The 23,265-nt window shown below is 74.0% G+C and carries 17 protein-coding genes; 6 read left to right on the top strand and 11 right to left on the bottom strand.

Annotated elements, in window-relative coordinates; all coding sequences use genetic code 11:
- Positions 1-155: 155 nt before the first annotated feature.
- On the bottom strand, positions 156-2,456 hold the full coding sequence (locus B5D80_RS07815; protein ID WP_088643107.1) for a rhamnogalacturonan lyase family protein: 2,301 nt from the start codon (positions 2,454-2,456) through the stop codon (positions 156-158).
- 209 nt (positions 2,457-2,665) lie between these two features.
- Here B5D80_RS07815 and B5D80_RS07810 point away from each other — a divergent pair, with 209 nt between their 5' ends.
- Positions 2,666-4,144 (top strand): pyridoxal-dependent decarboxylase, encoded by a 1,479-nt coding sequence (locus B5D80_RS07810; protein WP_245854319.1) that lies wholly within the window; start codon positions 2,666-2,668, stop codon positions 4,142-4,144.
- 73 nt (positions 4,145-4,217) lie between these two features.
- Here B5D80_RS07810 and B5D80_RS07805 read toward each other — a convergent pair whose 3' ends face one another.
- Together B5D80_RS07805 and B5D80_RS07800 are read right to left on the bottom strand one after the other, a co-directional pair.
- A complete protein-coding gene (locus B5D80_RS07805; RefSeq protein ID WP_088643105.1) occupies positions 4,218-5,255 on the bottom strand; it encodes a sulfite exporter TauE/SafE family protein in 1,038 nt (345 codons plus the stop codon).
- Between the two features lie 225 nt (positions 5,256-5,480).
- On the bottom strand, positions 5,481-5,951 hold the full coding sequence (locus B5D80_RS07800; RefSeq protein WP_088643104.1) for an RrF2 family transcriptional regulator: 471 nt from the start codon (positions 5,949-5,951) through the stop codon (positions 5,481-5,483).
- A gap of 171 nt (positions 5,952-6,122) precedes the next feature.
- Here B5D80_RS07800 and B5D80_RS07795 point away from each other — a divergent pair, with 171 nt between their 5' ends.
- Both B5D80_RS07795 and B5D80_RS07790 read left to right on the top strand, forming a co-directional pair.
- Positions 6,123-7,565, top strand: a complete 1,443-nt coding sequence (locus B5D80_RS07795) for a serine/threonine-protein kinase (protein WP_088643103.1) — start codon at positions 6,123-6,125, stop codon at positions 7,563-7,565.
- 28 nt (positions 7,566-7,593) lie between these two features.
- Complete coding sequence (locus B5D80_RS07790; RefSeq protein ID WP_088643102.1) at positions 7,594-9,360, top strand: vWA domain-containing protein; 1,767 nt, start codon at positions 7,594-7,596, stop codon at positions 9,358-9,360.
- A gap of 45 nt (positions 9,361-9,405) precedes the next feature.
- On the opposite strand, the gene B5D80_RS07785 is transcribed toward B5D80_RS07790, so the two are convergent.
- The 3 genes from B5D80_RS07785 to B5D80_RS07775 all read right to left on the bottom strand — a co-directional run bounded on the left by B5D80_RS07785 (position 9,406) and on the right by B5D80_RS07775 (position 12,397).
- Positions 9,406-10,290 carry an acyl-CoA thioesterase gene (locus tag B5D80_RS07785; RefSeq protein WP_088643101.1) on the bottom strand — a complete coding sequence of 295 codons (885 nt, stop codon included), beginning with the start codon at positions 10,288-10,290 and terminating at the stop codon, positions 9,406-9,408.
- A 31-nt stretch (positions 10,291-10,321) separates the two neighbouring features.
- Entirely contained in the window at positions 10,322-11,770 is a 1,449-nt protein-coding gene (gene pyk, locus B5D80_RS07780) for a pyruvate kinase (RefSeq protein WP_088643100.1), read from the bottom strand.
- A gap of 261 nt (positions 11,771-12,031) precedes the next feature.
- The gene (locus B5D80_RS07775; RefSeq protein WP_088643099.1) at positions 12,032-12,397 is read right to left on the bottom strand and encodes a YciI family protein; all 366 of its coding nucleotides are present in this window, start codon (positions 12,395-12,397) and stop codon (positions 12,032-12,034) included.
- A gap of 259 nt (positions 12,398-12,656) precedes the next feature.
- On the opposite strand from B5D80_RS07775, the gene B5D80_RS07770 reads away from it, so the two are divergent.
- Both B5D80_RS07770 and B5D80_RS07765 read left to right on the top strand, forming a co-directional pair.
- Positions 12,657-14,777, top strand: coding sequence for a GAF domain-containing SpoIIE family protein phosphatase (locus B5D80_RS07770; protein WP_088643098.1), 2,121 nt, complete (start codon positions 12,657-12,659; stop codon positions 14,775-14,777).
- A gap of 116 nt (positions 14,778-14,893) precedes the next feature.
- Positions 14,894-15,760, top strand: a complete 867-nt coding sequence (locus B5D80_RS07765) for an aldo/keto reductase (protein WP_088643097.1) — start codon at positions 14,894-14,896, stop codon at positions 15,758-15,760.
- 467 nt (positions 15,761-16,227) lie between these two features.
- On the opposite strand, the gene B5D80_RS07760 is transcribed toward B5D80_RS07765, so the two are convergent.
- Together B5D80_RS07760 and B5D80_RS07755 are read right to left on the bottom strand one after the other, a co-directional pair.
- Positions 16,228-16,626: an effector-associated constant component EACC1 gene (locus B5D80_RS07760; protein WP_088643096.1), complete on the bottom strand. Its 399-nt coding sequence runs from the start codon at positions 16,624-16,626 to the stop codon at positions 16,228-16,230.
- Positions 16,627-16,669: 43 nt separating this feature from the next.
- Positions 16,670-19,003 carry a M48 family metalloprotease gene (locus B5D80_RS07755; RefSeq protein WP_088643095.1) on the bottom strand — a complete coding sequence of 778 codons (2,334 nt, stop codon included), beginning with the start codon at positions 19,001-19,003 and terminating at the stop codon, positions 16,670-16,672.
- Between the two features lie 396 nt (positions 19,004-19,399).
- Here B5D80_RS07755 and B5D80_RS07750 point away from each other — a divergent pair, with 396 nt between their 5' ends.
- Positions 19,400-20,350, top strand: coding sequence for an FAD-dependent oxidoreductase (locus tag B5D80_RS07750; RefSeq protein ID WP_088643094.1), 951 nt, complete (start codon positions 19,400-19,402; stop codon positions 20,348-20,350).
- 91 nt (positions 20,351-20,441) lie between these two features.
- On the opposite strand, the gene B5D80_RS07745 is transcribed toward B5D80_RS07750, so the two are convergent.
- From B5D80_RS07745 to B5D80_RS07735, 3 genes are all read right to left on the bottom strand, one after another.
- Positions 20,442-21,938: a DUF3237 family protein gene (locus B5D80_RS07745; protein ID WP_088643144.1), complete on the bottom strand. Its 1,497-nt coding sequence runs from the start codon at positions 21,936-21,938 to the stop codon at positions 20,442-20,444.
- A gap of 385 nt (positions 21,939-22,323) precedes the next feature.
- Entirely contained in the window at positions 22,324-22,659 is a 336-nt protein-coding gene (locus B5D80_RS07740; RefSeq protein ID WP_088643093.1) for a DUF6204 family protein, read from the bottom strand.
- 165 nt (positions 22,660-22,824) lie between these two features.
- On the bottom strand, positions 22,825-23,250 hold the full coding sequence (locus B5D80_RS07735; RefSeq protein WP_144081606.1) for a hypothetical protein: 426 nt from the start codon (positions 23,248-23,250) through the stop codon (positions 22,825-22,827).
- Positions 23,251-23,265 lie beyond the last annotated feature (15 nt).

The raw sequence follows: 23,265 nt of genomic DNA, 5'->3' as shown, positions 1-23,265 counted from the left end.
TCTAACTTCAATACCGGTGGTGGTACGGCACTCCCGGTCGGGACGGGTCGGGGGTGCTGCGGTGTGGTGCACCGGGTCGCCAGCTGAGCGGATTCCGCGGCTGGCGACCCGGTGCCTGCTTTTGTGGGGCCCGACGAACCGCCGGGCCCGCACCGTCAGCGCAGGTAGATGTTGGGCGTGGGCGGGGTCGACATGCCGTCACCGATGAAGAAGCCCGGGTGCGGCGGCTGGTTGTAGGCGGTGTTCTGCCAGGCGATCGCCGCGCGGTACTGGGCGTCGTGCATCAGCGTGTAGATCCGGGTGCTGGTCGGCGTGGGCGTGCTGTAGATCCGCAGCGCCCGGCTGTCGCTGGTGCGCCAGATCACCTCCTCACGCCAGTCGCCGAGGATGTCGCCGGACAGCGCCGGGGTCGACTTGGTGCCGTTGTTGGAGGCCACGTCGCTGCCGGTGAGCAGCCGGGTCTCGCCGCCGGTGCCGTACTTGTCAATCTTGGTGGCGTCGAGGAGTTCGCGTACCGGGTCGCCGTCCCACCAGGCGAGGAAGTTCGCCGACGACGGCTTGCGGCCGATGTTCTGCCCCCGGGTGTTGGCCAGCCCGTCGACCGCCGACGACCACGACTCGGCACCGGGGCTGCCGGCCCAGATGTCCGCCGAGACGCCCCGGCCGTTGTCGCCGTTGGCCGCGGTGGACCAGATGATCTGGCCGGTGCGCGCGTCGGCGAAGTACGAGCTGGGCTTGCTGGCGTCCTCGTCGACCTTGAAGACCTCCAGGCCGGAGCGGCTCGGGTCCAGGTCACCGACGTGCAGCGCGTCGCCGTGACCGTTGCCCGTCGAGTAGAGCAGCCGGCCGTTGTCGTCGACGGTGGCCGCGCCGTACACGATCTCCTGCCGGCCGTCGGCGTCGACGTCGGCGATGGAGAGCTGGTGGTTGCCCTGGCCGGCGGCGGCGGAGTTGCCGGAGGCGTTGGAGTCGAACGTCCACCGCTTGGTCAGCGCGCCGTTGCGGAAGTCCCAGGCGGCGATGACCGCCCGGGTGTAGTAGCCACGCGCCATGATCAGCGACGGCCGCTGACCGTCCAGGTAGGCGGTGCCGGCGAGGAACCGGTCGACCCGGTTGCCGTACGAGTCGCCCCAGGAGGAGACGGTGCCGCGCGGCGGGTCGTAGTTGACGGTGGAGGCGATCGCGCCGGTCTGCCCGTTGAACATGGTCAGGTACTCGGGGCCGGACAGCACGTAACCGCTGGAGTTGCGGTAGTCCGCCGACGACGAGCCGATCAGCTGACCGGTACCGGAGCGGGTGCCGTCGGCGGTCTTCATCGCCACCTCGGCCCTGCCGTCGCCGTCGTAGTCGTACACCTGGAACTGGGTGTAGTGGGCACCGGCGCGGATGTTGCGGCCCAGGTCGATGCGCCACAACCGGCTGCCGGTCAGGGTGTACGCGTCGACGTAGACGTTGCCGGTGTAGCCGGACTGGCTGTTGTCCTTGGCGTTGGACGGGTCCCACTTGAGCACGATCTCGTAGTCGCCGTCGCCGTCGAGGTCACCGACGCTGGCGTCGTTGGCCGAGTAGCTGTACGCCTCCCCGGCCGGGGTGGTGCCGCCGGCCGGCGGCTGGATCGGCACGTCCAGGTAGCCGTTGGCGAACTGGAGGGCGGGCGCGGACGCCGCCTGCTCGGCACCGTTGACCACGGCCCGCACGGTGTACGCCGAGCCGGCCGCCGCCCCGCTGTCGAGGTAGTTGGTGGCGCCGGTGATCGGTGACGCGTTGACCCTGGTGGAGCCCCGGTAGAGGTTGAACGACACCCCGGAGGTCTCGGTGCCGAGCAGCCGCCAGGAGACCAGGTTCCCGCTGCCGGAACGGACGCTGATCAGCCCCCGGTCGAGGTCCTCCAGCTGCTTCGCCCCGGCGGGCGGGTCGGTCGGCGGGGGCGTGGTCGGCGGCGGTGTCGTCGGGGGTGGGGTGGTCGGCGGCGGTGTGGTGGGCGGTGCCGTGGTCGGCGGTGCGGTCGTCGGGGGCGCGGTGGTCGGCGCGGTGCCGCCGGTGCAGGTCGTGCCGTTGAGGGCGAAGCTGTCCGGCGGCGGGTTGCTGGCGTTGTTCCACGACGCGTTGAAGCCGAAGTTCGCGGTGCCGTTGGTGCCCAGCGCGGCGTTGTAACCGGCGTCCTTGGCGCTGACCTGCGCCCCGGACTGGGTGACCGTGGCGTTCCACGCCTGGGTGACCTGCTGGCCGGCGGTGTAGGACCAGGTCAACGTCCAGCCGTTGATCGGGTCGCCGAGGTTGGTGACGAGGACGTCGGCGCCGAAGCCGCCGCCCCACTGGCTACTGATCTTGTAGTCGACCCGGCAGCCGGCGGCGGCGGCCGAGGCCGTCACGGTGGTGAGGGTGCCGGCGGCGAGGGTGGCGGCCGCGGCGGCGGCGAGCAGCGCGGCGCGACGACGGGTGGGGCTCAGGTGCACGGAAACGCCTTTCGCGGAGGTCAGCGCACGGTGGCGACGCCGGCCTGCCCGGACCGGCGGGATGACGCCGCGCTGACGGTGGTGACGGACGCCTTTGCATCGACATCCATAGTTCGACTCCGCGCAGTCGGATCGTAGGACAACGCTTTCCGCCCGCACAAGCCGTACCCGCTCTTGCTCCCGGGCGGCCCACCTGATCGACTCGGCGGATGGCTGAGCACATGGACCCCGAGGAGTTCCGCCGCGCCGGGTACGCGGTGGTCGACTGGGTCGCCGACTACTGGCGGACGCTGGACCGACGCCCGGTCACCCCGCAGGACCCGCCCGGCACGGTCACCGCCGCCCTGCCGGCCGGCCCGCCCGCGCACGGTGAGCCGGTCGCGGCGATGCTCGCCGACCTGGACGCGATCATCGCGCCCCGGGTCACCCACTGGCAGCACCCCGGCTTCTTCGGCTACTTCCCGGCCAACACCAGCGGCCCCAGCGTGCTGGCCGACCTGGTCAGCTCGGGCCTCGGCAGCCAGGGCATGCTCTGGGCCACCAATCCGGCCGGCACCGAACTGGAGACGGTCGTGCTGGACTGGCTGGCCGACCTGATGGACCTGCCCGCGCGGTTCCGTTCCACCGGCACCGGTGGCGGCGTCATCCAGGACTCGGCCTCCTCGGCGACCCTGGTCGCCACCCTGGCCGCCCTGCACCGGGCCAGCGGCGGACGCTGGCGGGAGGTCGGCGTCGACCGCCGCTACCGGGCGTACACCTCGGCACACGGGCACTCCTCGATCGAGAAGGCGGCCCGCATCGCCGGGCTCGGCGAGGCGGGCGTGCGGACCATCGCGGTGGACCCGACGACCCAGGGGATGCGACCGGCGGCGCTGCGCGCGGCGATCGAGGCGGACCTGGCCGAAGGCGTGGTGCCGGCCATCGTGGTGGCGACCATCGGGACCACCTCCACCACCGCCGTCGACCCGCTGCCGGAGATCGGCGCGATCTGCGCCCGTTACGGCGTGTGGCTGCACGTCGACGCCGCGTACGCCGGTGCGGCGGCGGTCTGCCCCGAGCTGCGCTGGACGCACGCCGGGGTGGAGCACGCCGACTCGTACTGCTTCGACCCGCACAAGTGGCTGCTCACCGGCTTCGACTGCGACGCCTTCTGGGTGGCCGACCGGGGCGAGCTGATCGAGGCGCTGACCGTGATGCCGGAGTTCCTGCGTAACGCGGCGAGCGAATCCGGTGCGGTGATCGACTACCGGGACTGGCAGGTGCCGCTGGGCCGCCGGTTCCGGGCGCTGAAACTGTGGTTCGTCCTGCGCTGGTACGGCGTCGAGGGGCTGCGTGCGCACCTGCGCGCGGGGATCGCCCTGGCCGACCGGTTCGCCGGTCTGGTCCGCGCCGACGACCGGTTCGCCCTCGCCGCCCCGCACCCGTTCTCCCTGGTCACGTTCCGACTGCGGGCCGGTGACGAGGCCGGTGCGGCGCTGCTGGCCCGGGTCAACGACAGCGGACAGGTGTACCTGACCCACACCCGGGTCAACGGCCGGTACACCCTGCGGCTGGCCGTCGGCTCGCCGCTGACCGGGCCCGAGCACGTGGACCGGGCCTGGGCGCTGCTGTCGGCGGCGGCGACCGAACTGCTCGCCGGGCACCCGGCCCCGGCCGGACCCGCTCCGGGCGGCGCGCTCCCCGGGTGACCGTCGTCGCCCCGGGCCGGGTCACCGGCGGTGCGCGACGGTCAGCGTGGCGGGCGGCGTAACCCTGCCGGGGTCAGCGCTCGACGACGGCCAGCCGGTCGTCGTCGGCCCCGGCCGGCCCGGCCCCGGCGACGACCCCGGCCGGGACGGCGGGGGTCGTGGTGTCCGGCGACGGCGTCGCGGCGGCGGTACCGGTAGTGGAGGCGGTGGCGGTGGCGGCGGTGGCGGTGGCGGCGTCGACGATGGCGCGGGCGCGGCGGGTGCGGCGCAGCGCCCGGACGGCGAACGTCAGGGCGACCACCCAGCCCACGGCGAGCAGCACGTAGACCACCGGACGGACGGTCGAGCCGGCGTCACCGGCGTTGAGCAGGGTGCGGGCGTTGGTCAGCACGATCACCCCGCCGATGGTGGCGCCCAACAACTGGGCCGGGACGATCCGCACCAGCCAGGCGGCCACCGGCGCGGCGATCAGGCCACCCACCAGCAGCGCCGCCACGGTCGGCAGCAGGAAGCCCTCGCTGCCCAGGCCGATCAGGAAGCCGATGCTGGCCGCCCCGGCCACCACGAACTCGGCGGTGTCCACCGAACCGATCACCTTGCGGGGCTCCATCCGGCCGGAGACCAGCAGCGCCGGGGTGGCCACCGGACCCCATCCCCCGCCACCGGTGGCGTCGACGAAGCCGGCGACCAGACCCAGCGGGCCGAGGAACCGGCCGCGCAGCCGCCCGGCGCCGGTGCGCTGACGCAGCGGCCGGGAGAAGCGCACCAGCAGGTACGCGCCGAGGGTGAACAGGATGCCGGCCATCCACGGGGCGGCGCTCTCGGTGGAGATGGAGCTGAGGAAGGTGGCCCCGACGAACGCGCCGACCGCGCCGGGCAGGGCGATCCGGGTAACCACCCGCCAGTCGACGTTGCCGAACCGCCAGTGGGCGACACCGGCGGCGAGCGTGGTGCCGATCTCGGCGAGGTGCACCGACGCCGAGGCGGCGGCCGGGGCGACCCCGACGAAGAGCAGCAGGGTCGACGAGGTCAGCCCGTACGCCATGCCGAGCGCGCCGTCGACGAGCTGTGCGGCCAGCCCGACCAGAGCGAGGATCAGAAGCTTGCGCACGAGCCCTCCGAACTTTTCGGCATCTCCTATCGACTTGGTCGAGAATGCGGCACGGACGCTCCCCGGTCAACCCCCAGATCGGTGGGTGGGACGGGCCCGGCGGAGCGGGACGCGCCGACCGGAAGCCCGCGTGCCAGGTCACCCGGGGTGCGGCGGGCCGGCTCGGCCCGCGGGGACGTCAGCTCCGGGCGCGGGGACGGCGGGCCCGCTCGGCCCGATGGGGGGTCAGCTCCAGGCGCGGGGGTCGGCGGCCAGCTCGGTGATCCGGCCCGGCAGCACCCCGGCCGCCACGTCGGCGATGGTGACCTGCTCCAGGATCTCCCGCTCGCTGGCCCGCAGCGCGATCCAGACCTCCTGCAACGCGCGGGCCGCGCCGTGGTAGCCGAGCTGCTCGGGACGCTGCCCCCGGACGTGGGCCAGCGGACCGTCGATCACCCGGATCACCTCGGCGAGGGAGATCTCCACCGCCGGCCGGGCCAACCAGTAGCCGCCGTCCGGGCCCCGCTGGGCGTGCACGATGCCGCCCCGGCGCAACTGGAGCAGGATGCTCTCCAGGAACTTCGGCGGGATGTCCTGCGACCGGGCGATCTGCTCGGCGGTCACCGGACGGGACCGGCCGGAGTCCGCGCCGTCGACGACCGACGCGAGTTCGGCCGCCGCACGCAGTGCGTAGTCGACCCGGGCGGAGAGGCGCATGGCCGCAAGGTTAGTCGCCGGCCCCGCCGGCCGGACCGCCACCCTCCACCGAACGGCCAGGGTGGGCTGTCCCGGTGGCGTGGGCATGGCACCATACCCGTGTCGCCGGCAGGGTCGCCGGTGACGGACACCAGCGCACCGGAGCACAGGTCGATAGGGGCAGCGACAGCGATGCCGGACGTGACGCCGCTGAACCCGCGGGACCCGCGCCAGGCCGGGCCGTACGAGCTGATCGGCCGGCTCGGCGCGGGCGGTCAGGGTGTGGTCTACCTGGGCCGTGACGAACAGGGCCGATGGGTCGCGGTCAAAGTCATCAACGTGGACCTGCACCAGCATCCCCGGGCCAAGGCCCAGTTCGTCAAGGAGATCGCCGCCGCCCGCCGGGTCGCGCCGTTCTGCACCGCCCAGATCCTCTTCGCCGACGTCGACGGTGAACTGCCCTACGTGGTCAGCGAGTTCATCGAGGGCGTCACCCTGCAACGGCACGTCCGCGAGCAGGGGCCGGTCGCCGGCAACGCGCTGCACCGGCTGGCCGTCGGCACCGCCACCGCGCTCGCCGCGATCCACCAGTCCGACGTGGTGCACTGCGACCTCAAGCCGGACAACGTGATCCTCGCGGCGGACGGCCCCCGGGTGATCGACTTCGGCATCGCCCGGGCGCTGGACGTCACCGAGACGATGACCAGCCGGATCATGGGTACCGCCACCTACATGGCTCCGGAACGGTTCCGCGACGACGAGGTCGGGCCGGCCAGCGACGTGTTCGCCTGGGCCGGGACGATCGCCTTCGCGGCGGGTGGGCAGCCGCCGTTCGGCACTGGCCCGGTCGTCGCGGTGATGCACCGGGTCCTGCACGAGCCGCCGGACCTGACCGGGCTCACCGGGCCGCTGGCCACCCTGATCGGGCAGTGCCTGGACAAGGACCACCGGGCCCGGCCGACCGCCCAGGAGGTCCTGCTGCGGCTGCTCGGGCGCGACGCCCACCCGAGCGGCGAGGTGCCGTTGCAGACCGTGCTGCGGGCCGGCACCGACGCCGCGGCCACCCGGCACGTCCCGCGTACCGTGACCGCCACCCCGCCGGCCGCACCTGTCGTCGCGGCGGCCGACCCGTGGCCGACGACGGCAGCGGCGGTGGACCCCTGGCCGACCGGCGGGATGGCGCAGGCACCGCCGGGCACCCCGACCCCGCAGCCGACCGGCGACCCGGTGCCGACGCCGTGGCCCACCCCGTCGACCGCCCACCCCGCGCCGCAGCCGCCGACCGCCCCACCCGCCGCGGCCTGGTCCGCCCCGGCCGCCACCCCGCCCGCCGCGACGGACCGGCCGGCCACCCCGCCGGCGGCCCGGGACGGCTTCGGCCGGCGGCTGCGTCGACAGTGGGCCGACCCGTGGGGGATGTCCCTCGCGTTCCTCCTCGGCGCGGTCGGCTTCGCCACCGGGTACGTCGCCAGCACCGACGTGGGCACCGCCGCAGCCGTCGGCCTGCTCGCCCTCGTCGTGGTCTACGGTGTCCGTCTGCTCGTCGCCGCCGCGCTGACCCCGTCCGACCCGCCGGACGGCTCGGTCGGGCACCCCGGCGCACCGCCCGTGCCGGCACCCCGCACCGACGCCTGACCCGCCTAACGAACCCCTGGAGGAGCCGATGGCCGCCGGTCAGCGTCCCGCCCGACCGTGGCTGCCGCACGCGGTGGCCGTCGTCGCGGGGCTCGCGGTGATCGCCGGGGCGTACCTGTACGTCCGGCCGACGCCCGGCACGGACCGGGCGGACTGCGTACCGCTGGAGGTCAGCTCCTCCACCGAGAAGAGCGAACTGGTCGCCCAGCTCGCCGACCGGTACAACACCGCCGACCGGCGCTTCGGCGGGCGGTGTGCGCAGGTGACCGTGCACGGCCTCAACTCGGGCGAGGCGATGGAGGCGCTGGCCGGCGGGTGGACGCTCACCCAGCCGAAGATCGCCGAGCCCCAGGTGTGGCTGCCCACCTCGTCGCTGTGGACCGGGCAGCTACGCCTGCTCGACAAGGCTGCGGGCCGGCCCGCGCAGACCCCCGGGCAGTACCCGTCGATCGCCAACAGTCCCCTGGTCATCGCCATGCCCAAGGACCGGGGCGAGCTGGTGCAGCAGCGCGGCCCGCTCGGCTGGGCCGACGTGCTCGGCCTCTCCGGCGACACCGGCTGGGCGGCGTTCGGCAAGCCCGAGTGGGGCCGGTTCACCTTCGGCAAGGACAACCCGCACCTGTCCACCTCCGGCCTGGCCGCCACCATCGCCACCTACTACGCGGCGGTCAACCGGGCCAGCGACCTGACCAGCGAGGACCTCGCCCAGCCGGCGGTGACCCAGTTCGTCAGGCGGATCGAGGCCAATGTCTCGCACTACAGCGACGACTCGGTGGACCTGCTGCGCGGTCTCGCCGAGGCCGACGCCGCCGCCACCGGGGACGCCCCGGCGACCGACATGAGCGCGATCGTCCTCCAGGAGGAGCTGGTCTACCTCTACAACCAGGGCCAGCTCAGCCCCACCGGCAGCAAGCCCCGGGTTCCGCTGGTGGCGGTGCACCCCAAGGAGGGCACCTTCAACCTCGACCACCCGTACGTGGTGCTGCCGTCGGCCGACCCGGCGCAACGCGAGGCCGCCGAGGACTTCCTCGCCTTCCTCCGCGACGGCCCGCAGCAGCGCAGCTTCGCCGCCCTCGGCTTCCGCGACGACGAACGCCGGCCCGCCGACACGCTGCTGGCCACGGTGGCCGGGCCGGGCGGCGACAAGCTCACCTACTTCGACCCGCCCACCCCGGAGGTGGTCGGCGCGATCCTCGGCAGCTGGGACACCCTGCGCAAGAAGGCCAACATCCTGCTCGCCGTGGACACCTCCGGCTCGATGAAGGCAGGCGTCGGCGACCGGACCCGGTTCCAGGTGGCCACCGACGCCGCCAGCAAGGCGATCGGACTGCTCAACGCCGCCGACCAGGTGGCGCTCTGGTCGTTCTCCAGCGAGACCCCGCAGCGGCCGAAGCGGCCGTACAGCGAGGAGGTACGGCTCGCGCCGCTGAACCGGGACGCGTTCAACCGGAAACTCGCCGGGCTGCGCATCGGCGGCAACACCGCCCTGTACGCCACGGTCCGCGCGGCGCACCGCACCCTGCTCGACAGGTACGACCCGAACCGGATCAACGCGGTGGTGGTGCTCACCGACGGCAAGAACGAGTACCAGAAGGACAGCGACCTCGACCGGCTGCTGCGGGACATCGCGCTGGACCCGAACAAGCCGGTGAAGGTCTTCTGCGTGGCCTTCGACCAGGATTCCGACCTGGCCGCGTTGGACCGGATCGCCAAGGCGTCGGCCGGCAAGGCGTTCGACGCCAAGAACCCGACCACCATCGACGAGGCGTTGGTGAAGGTGGTCAGCAGCTTCTGAGCCTGGCTTGTCCGCACCCGCCGTCACGCTCGACGGCGGGTGCGTTCAGTCGCCGACGCGGCGCAGCAGGCCCTCCTGGACGGCGCTGGCGATGTGCCGGCCGTCGAGAGTGAACATCCGGCCGGTGGCCAGGCCCCGCGCGCCGGAGGCCGACGGGCTCCAGCAGTCGTAGAGGAACCACTCGTCGGCCCGGAACGACCTGTGGAACCACAGCGCGTGGTCCAGGCTCGCCCCGACCAGGCCGCCCGGCCCCCAGACCTCGCCGTGCACCGACAGGACCGAATCCAGCAGGGTCAGGTCCGAGGCGTAGGTGAGGGCGCAGGCGTGCAGCAGCGGGTCGTCGGGCAGTTTGCCGTCGATGCGCATCCAGACCCGCTGGTACGGGTCGGCGGGGCGGTCGCCGGGGCGTACCCAGCCGGGCTCGCCGACGTAGCGGACGTCGATCGGGCGGGGGATCTGCCCCCAGATGCCGAGCCGCTCCGGATAGCGGGCCAGCCGGTCGGACATCGTCGGGACGTCGTCCGGGCCGGGCACGTCCGGCGGGGTCGGCGCCTGGTGTTCCAGGGCCTGTTCCTGCCGCTGGAAGGACGCCGACATGAAGAAGATCGGCTTGTCGTGCTGCAACGCCACCGAGCGGCGGACCGAGAAGGAGCGCCCGTCCCGGACGTTCTCCACCTGGTAGTCGATCGGCTCGGCCGGATCACCGGGCCGGACGAAGTAGCCGTGCAGCGAGTGCACGAACCGCTCCGGGTCGACGGTGCGCCCGGCGGCGACCAGGGCCTGACCGGCGACCTGCCCCCCGAACACCCGCTGCGGGCCGACCGAGGGGCTGACCCCACGGAAGGTCGTCGCGCCGGTGTGGTCGAGGTCGAGGACCTCGAGGAGCTGGTCGACCGCGGCCTGGCCGGTCGCCGCCGGACGCCCGGTCACCGGACCGACTTTGTTCGCTGGGCCGACCGGGTCACTGGAGCGCCCGGGCGGAGGCGGCGTCGACCAGGGAGCCGAGCTGGTGCACGCGCAGGGTGTTGGTGGAGCCGGGGGTGCCGGGCGGGCTGCCCGCGACGATCACCACGTAGTCGCCGGGGGTGGCCTGGTTGAGACCCAGCAACGCCTGGTCGACCTGGCGGAACATGTCGTCGGTGTGCTGCACGAACGGCATCAGGAAGGTCTCCACGCCCCAGCACAGCGCGAGCTGGCTGCGCACCTCGGGGACCGGCGTGAACGCCAGCAGCGGCAGGTCGCAGTGCAGCCGGCTGAGCCGCTTGACGGTGTCACCGGTCTGCGAGAAGGCGACAAGCGCCTTCGCCCCGATGGCGCGGGCGATCGAGGACGCGGCCACGGTCAGCGCGCCGCCGTGGGTACGCGGGTCGTGCTGGAGCCGGGGCACCCCGATCGAACCGGCCTCGGTGGTGGTGATGATCTTCGCCATGGTGCTGACGGTGAGCACCGGGTACTTGCCGACGCTGGTTTCGCCGGAGAGCATCACCGCGTCCGCGCCGTCGAGCACCGCGTTGGCCACGTCGGAGGCCTCGGCGCGGGTCGGCCGGGAATTCTCGATCATGGAGTCGAGCATCTGGGTGGCCACGATGACCGGCTTGGCGTTCTCCCGGCACAGCTGCACGGCCCGCTTCTGCACCAGCGGCACCTGGTCGAGCGGCAACTCCACGCCGAGGTCGCCCCGGGCCACCATGACGCCGTCGAAGGCGAGCACGATCGCCTCCAGGTGGTCGACCGCCTCGGGCTTCTCGACCTTGGCCAGCACCGGGCGGCGGACGCCCTCCTCGTCCATGATCGAGTGGACGAGCTTGATGTCCTCGGCCGAGCGGACGAAGGACAGCGCGATCATGTCGACACCCAGGCTGAGTGCGAAGCGCAGGTCCTCGGCGTCCTTGTCCGACAGGGCCGGGACGCTGACCGCCACGTTCGGCAGCGAGACGCCCTTGTTGTTGGAGACCGGGCCGCCCTCGGTGACCAGGCACCTGATGTCGTTGCCGGTGACGTCGCTGACCTCGACGGCGACCCGGCCGTCGTCGATCAGCAGCCGGTCGCCCGGCTTCACCTCCTGGGGCAGCTTGCGGTAGGTGCAGGAGACCCGGTCCTTGGTGCCGAGGATGTCGTCCCCGGTGATCACCACCGAGTCGCCGGTGCGCCACTCGTGCGGCCCGTCGGCGAACCGGCCGAGCCGGATCTTGGGGCCCTGCAGGTCGGCCAGGATGGCGACCGGGATGCCGACCGCCTCGGAGGCCTCGCGGACCAGGCGGTACACCGACTCGTGGTCGGCGTGACTGCCGTGGCTGAAGTTCAGCCTGGCCACGTTCATGCCCGCCTCGACGAGCCCCCGGATCCGCTCCGGGGACGAGGTGGCGGGGCCAAGAGTGCAGACGATCTTCGCGCGGCGGTTCACGCCCATCAGGCTAGTCTCTCCTCCGGGTCGGCCTGCGGGCCGACCCCTTGCGGACTGAGGAACAGGGTCCGACGACGCGCGGGGTGGGCGCGTGGCCGGCGGGACGCGGGCCACGCCGGGGGCACGTCGGAAAGTGGCGGGCATCGGCGACCGCGCGCCGGGAATCGTACCGCCCGACGGCAATCGCCGTCCGCGCGCTCCCGTGCTCGTCCGCCCCGGCACCGGCACCGTCGGTCACCACGATCCGCCGCCCGGACCCCGCCGCTCCTAGCTGTCGGTCTTGACCAGCGGGAACTCCAGCGAGCCCGCCGGGCAGAGGAAGGTCAGCACGTCGACCATGTAGAGACCGGCCTGCACCGCCGGGTCCGCCTCCATCACGCTGCGTACGTCCTCGACCGAGCCGGTGCGGGCCAGACCGATGCCGATCGGCGGGGCGGGCTCCCGGGCCGGGCCGTCGATCGAGCCGGCCACCAGCACCAGACCCCGCCGTTGCAGGGCCCGCATGTGCGCGGTGTGCTCGGCCTGGAGGCGCTGCACGGTCTCCTTCGGCAGCACCCGACCGGCCGGACCCGGATAGAGCACGATGCACTCGTACGTGTCGAGTGCGAAGTCCAGCTGCGGCGTACCCGTCATCGCGTCCCCTCCCCCGCGTCGGCGCCACACCGCGCCGGTGGTGTCCCCCGGACCCGGCCAGCGTCCCACGGTGGGGACGCCCCTGACCGCCGGTCGGGACAACTCCGGGCCGGCCGGGGCGGACACCGGGTGCGGCGGGCGGCACCGACGGCCTTTCGGCCCGGCCACGCCGGCAGATCGGCAGACGTGCCTGTCAGCAGACGCTGGTACGGTCCGACTGATGGGGAAGGCGCTCGATCCGCAGAGCGGAGGTCCCGACATGGTTCGCTCCGCCGACGCCCCCCGGCCGCCGGACGACTCCCGCTGGCGCGAACTCCTCTCCCGCGCCGGCCGGGCCGGCCGGTGGATCGTCGACCACGACTGGGCCGGCACCCCGCTCGGTCCGCTGGCGGACTGGCCGCCCAGCCTGCGTACCGCCCTGGTCGTCTGCCTGCACAGCCCGGTACCGGCCGCGCTCTGGTGGGGTCCGGGCCTGGTGCTGCTCGCCAACGACGACTACCTGGCCGGGCTGGGCCCGGCCGGCACGCGGGCGCTGGGCCGGCCCGCCGCGGCGGTCTGGCCCGACGCGGTGCCCGCCCTGACCGGGGTGCTGACCGCCGCCCGGGTCACCCGGCACGGCGACGACGGGGCGGGGCCGGTCTTCTCCTCGGGTCCGGTGGTCGACGCCGCCGGCCACCCGGAGGGCGTCCTCACCACCGTCGCCGCCGCGCCCGGCGGCACCGCCGACGCCGCGCCCGGCGACCCGGTCGTCGTCGCCGACGGGGACCGGCGGCGGGCGTTGCGGCAGGCCGAGGGGTTGGCCCGGCTCGCCGGGGCGCTCAGCGCCGCCGGCAGCCGGGACGCGGTGATGGAGGTGGTCGGCGCGGTCACCCCGGGGCTGGTCGGCGCGGACGGGGTCCGGGTCGCGGCGGCCACGGCGGGCGCCTGGGAGCTGACGGTGACCGGCGACGCCGGCACGGCCGAACTGCGGGTCACCGACGACGAACCGCTGGCCCGCGCGGTACGTGAGGAGACCACCGTGCCGCTGCCGGACGGGCTCTGCCTGCCGCTGCGCGACGGCACCGGCGCGGTGCTCGGGGCGCTGGAGGTGCGCTGGGACGGGCCGGCCGCCGACGAGGAGGCCCGCCGCATCCTGCTCGACGCGGTGGCGGGGCTGTGCAGCCAGGCGTTGCGGCGGGCCGAGCTGACCGCGTCGGCGCGGGCGATGGCGGAGTTCGCCGCCCGGCTCAGCGTCACCCGGTCCACCGGGGAGGCGATCGAGGTGATCCTGGACGCCGCCCCGTCGGCGCTCGGCGCGGCGCTGCCCGGCCTGGCGATGCGTGACGAGGGCCGACGGGTCCGGCTGTGGCACGCGGAGCTGCCCAGCGGGCTGGTCGCCACCTTCGACGACCTGACCATCGACGACCCCCGGCCGATCGCCCACGCGCTGCGCACCGGGGAACGGATCATCCTGCGCAACCGGGCCGAGTTCGCCGCCCGGCATCCCGGCCTGCCGGACCCGGCCGGCGAGTACGGGATGGTGACCACCGTCGTGCTGCCGCTGCTGGACGCCTCCCGGCGGCCCATCGCCGCGCTGGGTTTCGGCTGGCCCCGGGAACGGGCGCTGCACGACGACGACCTGGCCCTGCTGGACACCGTCGCCGACCTGTGCGAACAGACCCTGGAACGGGTCCGGTTGGCCGCCGCCGAACACAACCTGGTGACCCGGCTGGCGGGCCGGCTGCGCACCTCGGCGACGATCGGGCCACCCGGTCTGGAGCTGGCGACCCGCTACCAGCCGGCGATGAGCGGCCTGCACCTGGGCGGCGACTGGTACGACCTGGTCGACCTGGACGACGGCCGGCTGGCCGTGGTGGTCGGGGACGTGGTGGGCCACCAGGTCGAGGCGGCGGCCGACATGGCGCAGCTACGGACGGTGGTGAACACGCTGATCCGCTCCGGGGTGCCGCTGGCCGAGGTGTTCCCCCGGCTCACCGGGCTGCTCGGGGTCGGGTTCCTCGGCACCTGCCTGGCGATGGTGGTCGACCCGGTGGCCGGGCAGGCGCAGGTCGCCCGGGTGGGGCACCCGCATCCGGTGCTGCTGCGGCCGGGTCGACCGCCGGAGACGGTCTGGACGGGGCACTCGCTGCCGCTCGGGCTGGTCCGCGACCCGGTGCCGGTGACCACCGTGGCGTTCGGCCCGGGTGACCTGCTGGTGGCGTACACCGACGGGCTGGTGGAGCGGCGCGACCAGGCGTACGACGCCGGGGTGACGGCCCTGCACGAGGTGCTCGTGCCGGTGCGGGACCAGCCCGTGGAGGTCATCGCGGACACCCTGCTGACCAAGCTCTCCGGCTCCGACGACGACCAGGCGTTGGTGGTCATCCGGCACGCCGGCTGAGTGTCGACGCCCACATTCGGCCCGGGGGTGTTGCCGGCCGCGATCTTCGGGAAAGCCGTCGGGGTGGGTGGCTAGATTTGCCACCGACGACTACGAACAGGATCGGGGTACGGCACATGGGGTCCAGCAGTCAGCCCGCGAAGGCGTCAGGCACCTACCGGATCGGCGGCGACCTGCAGGTCGACCGGCTCGGTTACGGGGCCATGCAGATCACCGGGCCGGGGGTGTGGGGCGACCCGAAGGACCCGGCCGAGGCGGTCCGGGTGCTGCGCCGGGCCTACGAGCTGGGCGTCACGTTCATCGACACCGCCGACTCGTACGGGCCGTTCGTCTCCGAGCTGCTGATCAGGGAGGCGCTGCACCCGTACGCCGACGACCTGGTCATCGCGACGAAGGCCGGCCTGACCCGCTCCGGGCCGGGTGACTGGCGGCCGGTGGGCCGGCCGGAATACCTGCGTCAGCAGTGTGAGCTGAGCCTGCGGCACCTGGGCCTGGAGTCCATCGGCCTCTACCAGCTGCACCGGATCGACGCGAAGGTGCCGCTGGAAGACCAGCTCGGCGAGCTGGCCCTGCTCAAGCAGGAGGGCAAGATCCGGCACATCGGGCTGTCCGAGGTGACCGTCGCGCAGATCGAGGCGGCCCAGCAGATCACCCCGATCGTGTCGGTGCAGAACCTCTACAACCTGGCCGACCGCAGCGCCGAGGACGTCCTGGACCACTGCGAGCGCAACGACCTGGCGTTCATCCCGTGGTTCCCGATCGCCACCGGCAACCTGGCCAAGCCGGGCGGCCCGCTGGACGCCATCTCCACCGGCCACGACGCGACGCCCGCCCAGCTCGCGCTCGCCTGGCTGCTGCGCCGCTCGCCGGTCATGCTGCCCATCCCGGGCACGTCCTCGGTCGGTCACCTGGAGGAGAACGTCGCCGCCGCCGAGGTGCAGCTCACCGACGAGGAGTACGACGCCCTCGCCAAGGCCGCCTGACCGCCCCGCCCCGCCGGAGATCACGGGGTCGCCCGCGCCATCACGCGTACCGGGTCATCGTCATCGTGGCCGCCCGTCGGGGGGCACGGCATCCGGCCAGTACGCCTCGGTCGACGAGGACCTGACCGGGCGGGGGTCGCCGTGGTGGCCCGTCGGCGATCATGGCATCGCCGGCCGGCCCGGCGTGTCGTGCCTGACGGCAACAGGTCGAACAACCCTTATGCCTGTCCGTCATATTTACGACGGACAGGCATAAGGGTCTCGGCGAGAAGTGCCTCCACGCAGCGCCCGACCCACGACGGGAGCGATGTAGCGGCATCCCAAGCTGCGGATACCGCTACATCGCCCCCATCGTTGAGCCCCGACGGACCGAACGCCGCACGGCGGGCGGGGGGCGGGGGGCCCGGACGGGCCCGGGGGCGGGCGGGCCCGGGGGCCGAGTCGGCTCGGGGCAGGGTGGCGACGGGTCAGCCGCCGGGGGTGATCTCGTTGCCGGGGTCGGTCGGGCGCAGGGCCCGCTGGGCCTCGTCGAACAGCTTCGCCGCGTCGGTGCGGCCGTTGACCTGGATCTCCACCTCGGAGTCGCCGACCTGGAGCCTGATGCTCACCTCGGTCCGCTGCTGGTCCACCCAGCTCTGCACCAGGTTGAACAGGCCGGGCAGCAACCCCTGGGCGACCACCGCGATGATCACCGCGTCGCTGAAGCCGGCCCGGCCACCGGCCCCGCCCCCCGGCCCGGCGTCACGGACCAGGGCCCGGTAGCGCGGGTCGCGGTGCAGCCAGGCCAGCAGCGTCGTGCGCTGCGGGCCGGCGGCACGGGGGGCCAGCACCAGCCGGGCCGGTGCGGTGGAGCGGGGCGCGGTCATCTCGGTCTGCCTCTCAGTCGTGCGGTCCGACCCGGCGGGCGGCTCAGTCGTCACCGGGTTGGAAGGTCAGCGTGCCGTCGACCACCGACAGCACACCGCTGACCCCGAACGTCTCGTTCTCGGTGAACGGGGTGGTCCCGAAGTAGCCGACGGTGCTGCCGGTGGCCTGCGCCGACCCCTGCGCCTCGTACGAGGTGGAGACCCGGGCGGTGGCCGGGCCGGTCAGGGTCAGCTCGATCGTCGGGTACCTGGTGATCTTCCAGGCGATCTTCTTCACCGTCGAACCGCCGGTGTAGTAGCGGAACGGGCACCCCTGCGGGGTGGCCACCGCCTGCGCCGCGCAGCCGTCCAGGTAGGACCGCACGCTGCGTTCCGCCGCCGCCTGCGCCTCGGGCCGCAGGGTGGGCGTCAGCTCCGCACCGCTCACGCTCTGCTGCCCGGGTACGACGTAGACCACCCGGGGCGCCGTCTCGCTGAGCGCGTTGCTCTCCCCCGCGACCGTGTACGCCCCCGGCAGCAGCGGCACCGCCACCCCCGTCTCCTCCGCGCCGGTGGGTGCGGGTACCCCGTTGACGGTCAGCGGGGCCGGTCCGCCGGGCAGCGTCAGGGTCGCCGGGGCGGCGTCGATGTGCCAGCGGTGGAACAGCCCGAGCACCGCGGAGTCGTCGCGGCGCAACGGCAGCTCGGCGGTCAGCTTCTGCCCGGCGAGGGTGTAGGCGACCGTGGCGACCGCCTCGTCGCCGTCGCGTTCCACCCCCGTCACGGACACGTCGGTGGGCGGGCGGTAGTCCTTCGCCGTCACCATCCGGGCGAGCTGCCCGGTGTCGCCCAGCGCCGCCCGCACGTCGGGGGTGAGCTGGTCGAGCGCCTCCGGGCCGTCGTGGTCGGCCAGGGCCGCGAAGTAGTCGCCGACGGCCGCCTGCGGGCGGAAGAACGCCCACTGGGCCGTGGTCAGTCCGCCGCCGAGGCAGCTCACCAGCACCAGCGCGCCGACGACCAGCAGGGCGCGCCGGGAACCGACCGCGGTCGTCGTCGTACCGCCGAACAGCTCGTCGAGGCCGCGTGCGGTGGCCGCGCGCTCGGTCGTCGGGTCGGGGACGGGCCGGTCCAGCCGGTCCAGGCGCAGCTCGGACGGCGGGTGCGTGGCGCAGACCGCCTCGTCCCAGCCGCTGCGTCCCGTCTCGAAGGAGCGTCGCCGCTCCAGCATGGACCGCATCCCCTCCCGGTGTCCGGCGAGTACCGCGCCGGCGTCGGCCCGGTACTCGGCGGCCCGGACGTCCCGACGGTGGCAGGGCAGGACCACGTACCGCATGGTGAGCAGCACCGGCCAGAAGAACAGGAACACCACGAAGTCGGTGGCCGGGTGCGGGAACCGCCGCATCAGCCAGGCCGGCAGGGCGTGCACCAGCACCAGCGGCAGGCCGACGCCCCGGATGAACGCGCTGGTCACCTCGTCGCCGGTGCGCCAGTGCACCAGTTCGTGGCTGAGCAGCGCGGCGATCTCCTCGTCGGTGCAGTCGAGCACGGCGGTGCTCACCACGACGTGCCGGGCGTACGCGCGGGCGTTGGCGAGCACCGGGTCGTCCTCGATCAGCAGCCGGGGTTCACCGGGCAGGCCGAGCCGGGCCGCGCAGTCGCTCAGCAGCGGGCGCAGCCGTTCGGCCTCCCGCCGGCTGAGCTGCCGTGCCCCCGAGACGCCCAGCAGCCACGGTTCCAGCAGCACCCGCCCGACGGTGTAGAGCAGCCCGACGAGGCCGGCGGCGATCACCATCCCGGCCAGGCCGGTGAACAGGTTCGCCGGTTCGTCGAAGGCACTGCGCCAGGGCAGCACGAGGATGGCCAGGAAGCCGACCAGCGCGCCGAGCGCGAACCCGGCGAACCCGCCGACCACCCCGCCGGAGCGCGCCACGAAGGCCTCCAGCAGCGGCCCGACCAGCGGTGCGTCCCGCAGCAGCGCCGGCACCGCCTCGTCGGACTGGGTGCCCCCGGCGACCAGCCCGTACAGGCCCAGGGCGAGGCCGCCCCAGACCGCCGCGACCAGCGCCAACGGTACGTAGAACCAGGTGGCGAGGAACGCGCCGAGCACGCCCCGCCAGTCCCGCACGATGCCGGCGCGCAGCCATACCAGGGCGCTCGGGTAGCCGGGCGGGCGGTGGGCGAACCGGTCCCCGGCGGCCGGGGACTCGTGGGCGGCACCGACCGACGCCGTCGCACCGGCCGCCGGGTCGCCGCCGGGCGACGCCGGTCCGCCGGGCGACGCCGGGCCGCCCGGCGGGCGTAGGGGTGTGCCGGCCGGCGGGTCGGGTTGCCAGTCGACGGTCGGGCCGGGCTGGGCCGCGTGGGGTTCGGGCTGCGGCTCGGGGTCAAGGTCGGGCACGGGAGGCTCCTCGACTACGGATGTCGCCGGCCGTGGCGCGGGCCCGGCGGACCGGGACACCGGCGGACCTGTCGGTCGGCGGACCCGGCGGCCCGGAGGCCGGACGGGTCGGCAGATCGACCGGATCGCGTGACCGGTCGCCACCGGCGACGAATGACACCAATGCTGTCGGTCGACTCCGCGGGTGGCGGAATTCGACGCCGCTGGACATTACCGATGACGAATACCGTCCGCGATCCCATTTCCCACCGGAGATCGGCTTTCCGAATAAGTGTCGGATATCTGTCCGTCGACGGTTCCCGGTGCCATTTCCGTCGTGGACCCGGCGGGCCGATCGGGGGACGATCCAGGTCCGGCCACCCGTACCGGCGGGCGGCACCGGCGGGGAGGTCGAAGATGGACGTGGACGTGCTGGTGGTCGGGGGCGGGATCGTCGGTCTGACGGCGGCGGTGCGGCTGCGGGAGCGCGGCGCGCGGGTGACCCTGCTGACCGCCGACCCGCCCGGCGACACGGTGTCGGCGGTCGCCGCCGCCGTCTGGTACCCCAGCCACACCGACGCCGACCCCCGGGTGCTGCGCTGGGCCGCCGGGACGTACGCGGAACTGGGCCGGCAGGCCGACGCCGGGGTGCCCGGGGTGGTGGCCCGGCCGACCCGGATGCTGCTGCGCCGCCCGTGGACCGGCCCGCCGTGGTGGGCGGCGGCGGCCGGTGACCTGGTCGCCCACCCCGGCTGCGGGCCGTACGCCACCGAGTTGCGGTTCACCGCGCCGACGGTGGAGATGTCGCCGTACCTGGACTGGCTGGCCGACCGGTTCACGGCGGCCGGCGGGCGCGTCGTGACCGGCCGGCTGGCCCGGCTCGACGACGGCTTCGCGCTGGCCCCGACGGTGGTCAACGCCACCGGACTGGCCGCCGGGCGGCTCGCCGACGACCCGGCGGTGCACCCGGTACGCGGGCGGCTGGTGCTGGTGGCGAACCCGGGCCTGACCACCTCGGTACGCGACGAGGAGAACCCGGCAGGCATCACCTACGTGCACCCGCGCCGGCACGACGTGGTGCTCGGCGGCACCGCCGAACCGGACGCGTGGGACACCGGCCCCGACCCGGTCACCGCGGCGGCGATCCGGGCCCGGTGCGTGGCGCTGGTGCCGGAGCTGGCCGACGCCCCCGTGCTCGGGGTGCGGGCCGGGCTACGTCCGGCACGGCACGGCGGGCCCCGGGTCGCGGTGCAGGCGGGCCCCGCCCCGGGGCAGCGGCTGGTGCACGCCTACGGCCACGGGGGCGCCGGGGTGACGCTGTCCTGGGGCTGCGCCGACGAGGTGGCCGGGCTGGCGCTGGACGGCTGACCGTCCGGGCCGGACGCGCCCCGGCCCCGACCCACCGGGACCGTGGGCGGGGCCGGGTGCCGGGGCGGAGGGGCGGGCACCCTCCCCCGCGTCATCGGCGTTCGTAGAAGGTGATGCTCACGCCGCCCGGGGCGGAACCCGGGTCGGAACTCAGCCAGGTGTTGGCGTTGAGGAAGGCGTACGGGCCGGCGGCGCGGGCCTCGAACGTCGGCACCAGCCGGCCGAACGCCCCGCAGTTGCGGACCAGGATCAGCTCCCGGTCGTCGGTGGACAGCACGTACCGGGCGTCCAGCGTGCTGGTCGCGCCGATGAGCTGGTAGTCCGCCCCGCCGGGCAGGACGGTCCCGGTCACCCGGCCGGTCACGGTGCCGCCGGTGATGGGGATGATGTTGCGGGTGCCGCGCTTGCTGGCCCCGACCGATACGCTGGCCCCGAGGGTGACGGTTTCGGTGAACACCGCCGCACCCCGGGTGCCGCTGCCGGTCAGGCAGTCCCACGGCTGGTTGGCCGTCCCGGCCGGGTCGCGTAGCTGCACGCGCGGGTCGGCCGGGGACACCCCGGCGACGTCGTACACGGTCAGGGTGAGGGTGTTCGTCGCGGCGTCGACGGTCCGGGTGCCGACGTAGGTGCCGGTGTTCAACCAGGCGTACGCGCTGGAGTTCGGGGCCTCGAAGTCAGGCACGATCCGCACGGTGGACTCGCCGGCCGGCGCGACCCCGCAGGTGCGCAGGTAGATCGGGGTGCCGTCGCCGGTGCGCAGGATGGCGACCTGTTCCAGCTCGGTCGCGCCGGTGCCGAGGGTGAGTTCCAGGTCGAGCCCGCCGGTGAGGATGGTGCCGTTGATCCGGTCCCCGGTGACGGTGCCGCCCCGGATGTCGAGGATGCGGCGGTGGCCGTACTGGGTGACGCCGACGTCGCGGATCGCGCCGAGCTGGGCGGTGGCCCGGAACACCAGCCGGCCACGGGTCGGGGGCACGAGGCCGGCGGACCGGCCGCAGGTCCAGGACGGGTCGGGCACGATGGTCGCCTCCGCGCCGCTCGGGGTGGTGCTCGGGGTGGGTGGCGGCGGGGTGGTCGGCGGTGGGGTGGTGGGTGGCGGTGTGGTCGGGGTCGGCGGCGGCGTGGTGGGTGGCGGGGTGCCCGGGGTGGGCGTGGTCGGCGTCGTGGGTGTGGTGCTGCCGGTGCAGGGGGTGCCGTTGAGCGCGAAGTCGGTAGGCGCCGGGTTGCTGGCGTTGTTCCACGAGCCGTTGAACCCGAACGACGCGCTCGCCCCGGTGCCGAGCGCGGCGTTCCAGGTGGTGTTGCCGACCGTGACCCGGCCGCCGTTCTGGGTGACGGTGCCGTTCCAGTACTGGGTGACCTGCTGCCCGGCGGTGAACGACCAGGTGAGCTGCCAGCCGTTGATCGGGTCGCCGAGGTTGGTGACCGCGACGTTGGCCCCGAAGCCGCCGGTCCACTGGCTGGAGACCGTGTAGGTCACCCGGCAGCCGGTGGCGGCGGAGGCCGCGGTGGCGACCCCGACGACGCCGACCAGGGTGGCCGCGGCGAGCGTTCCCGCGAGCAGGGGCCGCCGGTGTACGAGCCTCATCTGGTCCTCCCGGATCGGCAGCGCCACGCCTTGCACGCACGGTTATGTTTCATCGAGTGTCCCGATCGGACAAACTTCTGTCAATCGATGCATGTCGATCAGTTCAGCCAATGGGCCTCACCCGGCATCCCACCTGAACACGCCGACCGCCACGGACCAGTCCGCAGTCCTGCGCACCACGAGCGCGGCGGCGCAGCGGGCGAGGACGGCACGACGGCACGCGCTGACCGTGCCGGCCGAGGCCGTAGCGCGAATCATGAATGTGGTGGCACCGACAGGCAGGCCATGTTTGTGGAGATCTGTTGCGCCCAGGACGACAACAACCCTCCCCGAAGGAGGGCGGATCAGCACCAGGGGCGACGCCCGCCGGTGACGGGAGCGGCCCTTACCCGCGCGCCCGGTGGCGGATCTTGATGTCGGCGAGGTCGGTCGACACCGACGTGAGGTCACGGTGGCCCGCACCGAGTTCCGCGACGGCGGCTGCGGCCAACGCTTCCGCCCTGCCGGTCACCACCGCCTCATCGTCCTCCCCGGTGGCCGGGACGAGGCAGCGGAAGGTGAACCCGAGCAGGGACCGCTCGTAGGTGACGGTGCCTTCCTCGGTGAACTTCGCCTGGTAGACGTCGTGCTCGTCCGCCCTGGCGAGCAGCGCGGCCCGCTGCTCGTCATCGAGTGGTGCGAATTTGCCGCGCACGATGACCTGATAGGTCGTACCGGCCACGGTGGGCAACCTCCGGCGCTGACGGGACACGAGGGCATCGACGGGCGAGCCGGTTCGACCGGCAGCCGGGCAGCTCACGGAGCGGTATCCCGGCGAGCGACCGGCACGGCACCCGCTGGCGACCCTACCGGGCGGGCCACCGGAGTGCTCCGGCTTTTCCCCGGGTCAGGCGGCGGGCAGCTCCGTCACGGAGCCGGCCACCTCGATCGCGGTTTCCGCGTCGAACCGGTCGAGGTCCACCAGCACGTCGACCGCGAGGCCCGGCCGGACGAGCCAGAACGCCTCACCCCCGCCGGCCAGTCCGACGTCCCCGCCCCGGGTGAACTCCGCCAGCGGCCACTCGGCGGAATCCCGCTCGTGGTACTCGGCCAGGAACTCGCGCAGGCGCACCAGCGTGGTCAGCCGTTCGCCGCGCAGGACGTGCACCCTCAGGTCCACCCGGTAGCCGTCGTCGACGGCCCGTTCCCAGACCCGGGTGGCGAAGCTGACGTTCTCCCACTCGGAGGCGAAGTCCGACACCAGTTCCCCGGCATCCTCGGGCACCCGTCCGACGTGGAACCCGTCCAGGTCGCCGCCGTCACGCCCACCCACCACCGTCACTGTGCC

The sequence above is a fragment of the Micromonospora wenchangensis genome, from assembly GCF_002210435.1.
In the GTDB taxonomy this organism is placed as follows: Bacteria; Actinomycetota; Actinomycetes; order Mycobacteriales; family Micromonosporaceae; genus Micromonospora; species Micromonospora wenchangensis.
Note: the sequence above shows the minus strand (reverse complement) of the source record. Positions and strands in the feature narration are given on the sequence as shown.

Coding starts and splice junctions, on each gene's coding strand:
- B5D80_RS07810 (WP_245854319.1), top strand. CDS start 2,666: ATGGCTGAGCACATGGACCCCGAGGAGTTCCGCCGCGCCGGGTACGCG.
- B5D80_RS07800 (WP_088643104.1), bottom strand. CDS start 5,951: ATGCGCCTCTCCGCCCGGGTCGACTACGCACTGCGTGCGGCGGCCGAA.
- B5D80_RS07795 (WP_088643103.1), top strand. CDS start 6,123: ATGCCGGACGTGACGCCGCTGAACCCGCGGGACCCGCGCCAGGCCGGG.
- B5D80_RS07790 (WP_088643102.1), top strand. CDS start 7,594: ATGGCCGCCGGTCAGCGTCCCGCCCGACCGTGGCTGCCGCACGCGGTG.
- pyk (WP_088643100.1), bottom strand. CDS start 11,770: ATGGGCGTGAACCGCCGCGCGAAGATCGTCTGCACTCTTGGCCCCGCC.
- B5D80_RS07775 (WP_088643099.1), bottom strand. CDS start 12,397: ATGACGGGTACGCCGCAGCTGGACTTCGCACTCGACACGTACGAGTGC.
- B5D80_RS07770 (WP_088643098.1), top strand. CDS start 12,657: ATGGTTCGCTCCGCCGACGCCCCCCGGCCGCCGGACGACTCCCGCTGG.
- B5D80_RS07765 (WP_088643097.1), top strand. CDS start 14,894: ATGGGGTCCAGCAGTCAGCCCGCGAAGGCGTCAGGCACCTACCGGATC.
- B5D80_RS07760 (WP_088643096.1), bottom strand. CDS start 16,626: ATGACCGCGCCCCGCTCCACCGCACCGGCCCGGCTGGTGCTGGCCCCC.
- B5D80_RS07750 (WP_088643094.1), top strand. CDS start 19,400: ATGGACGTGGACGTGCTGGTGGTCGGGGGCGGGATCGTCGGTCTGACG.
- B5D80_RS07745 (WP_088643144.1), bottom strand. CDS start 21,938: ATGAGGCTCGTACACCGGCGGCCCCTGCTCGCGGGAACGCTCGCCGCG.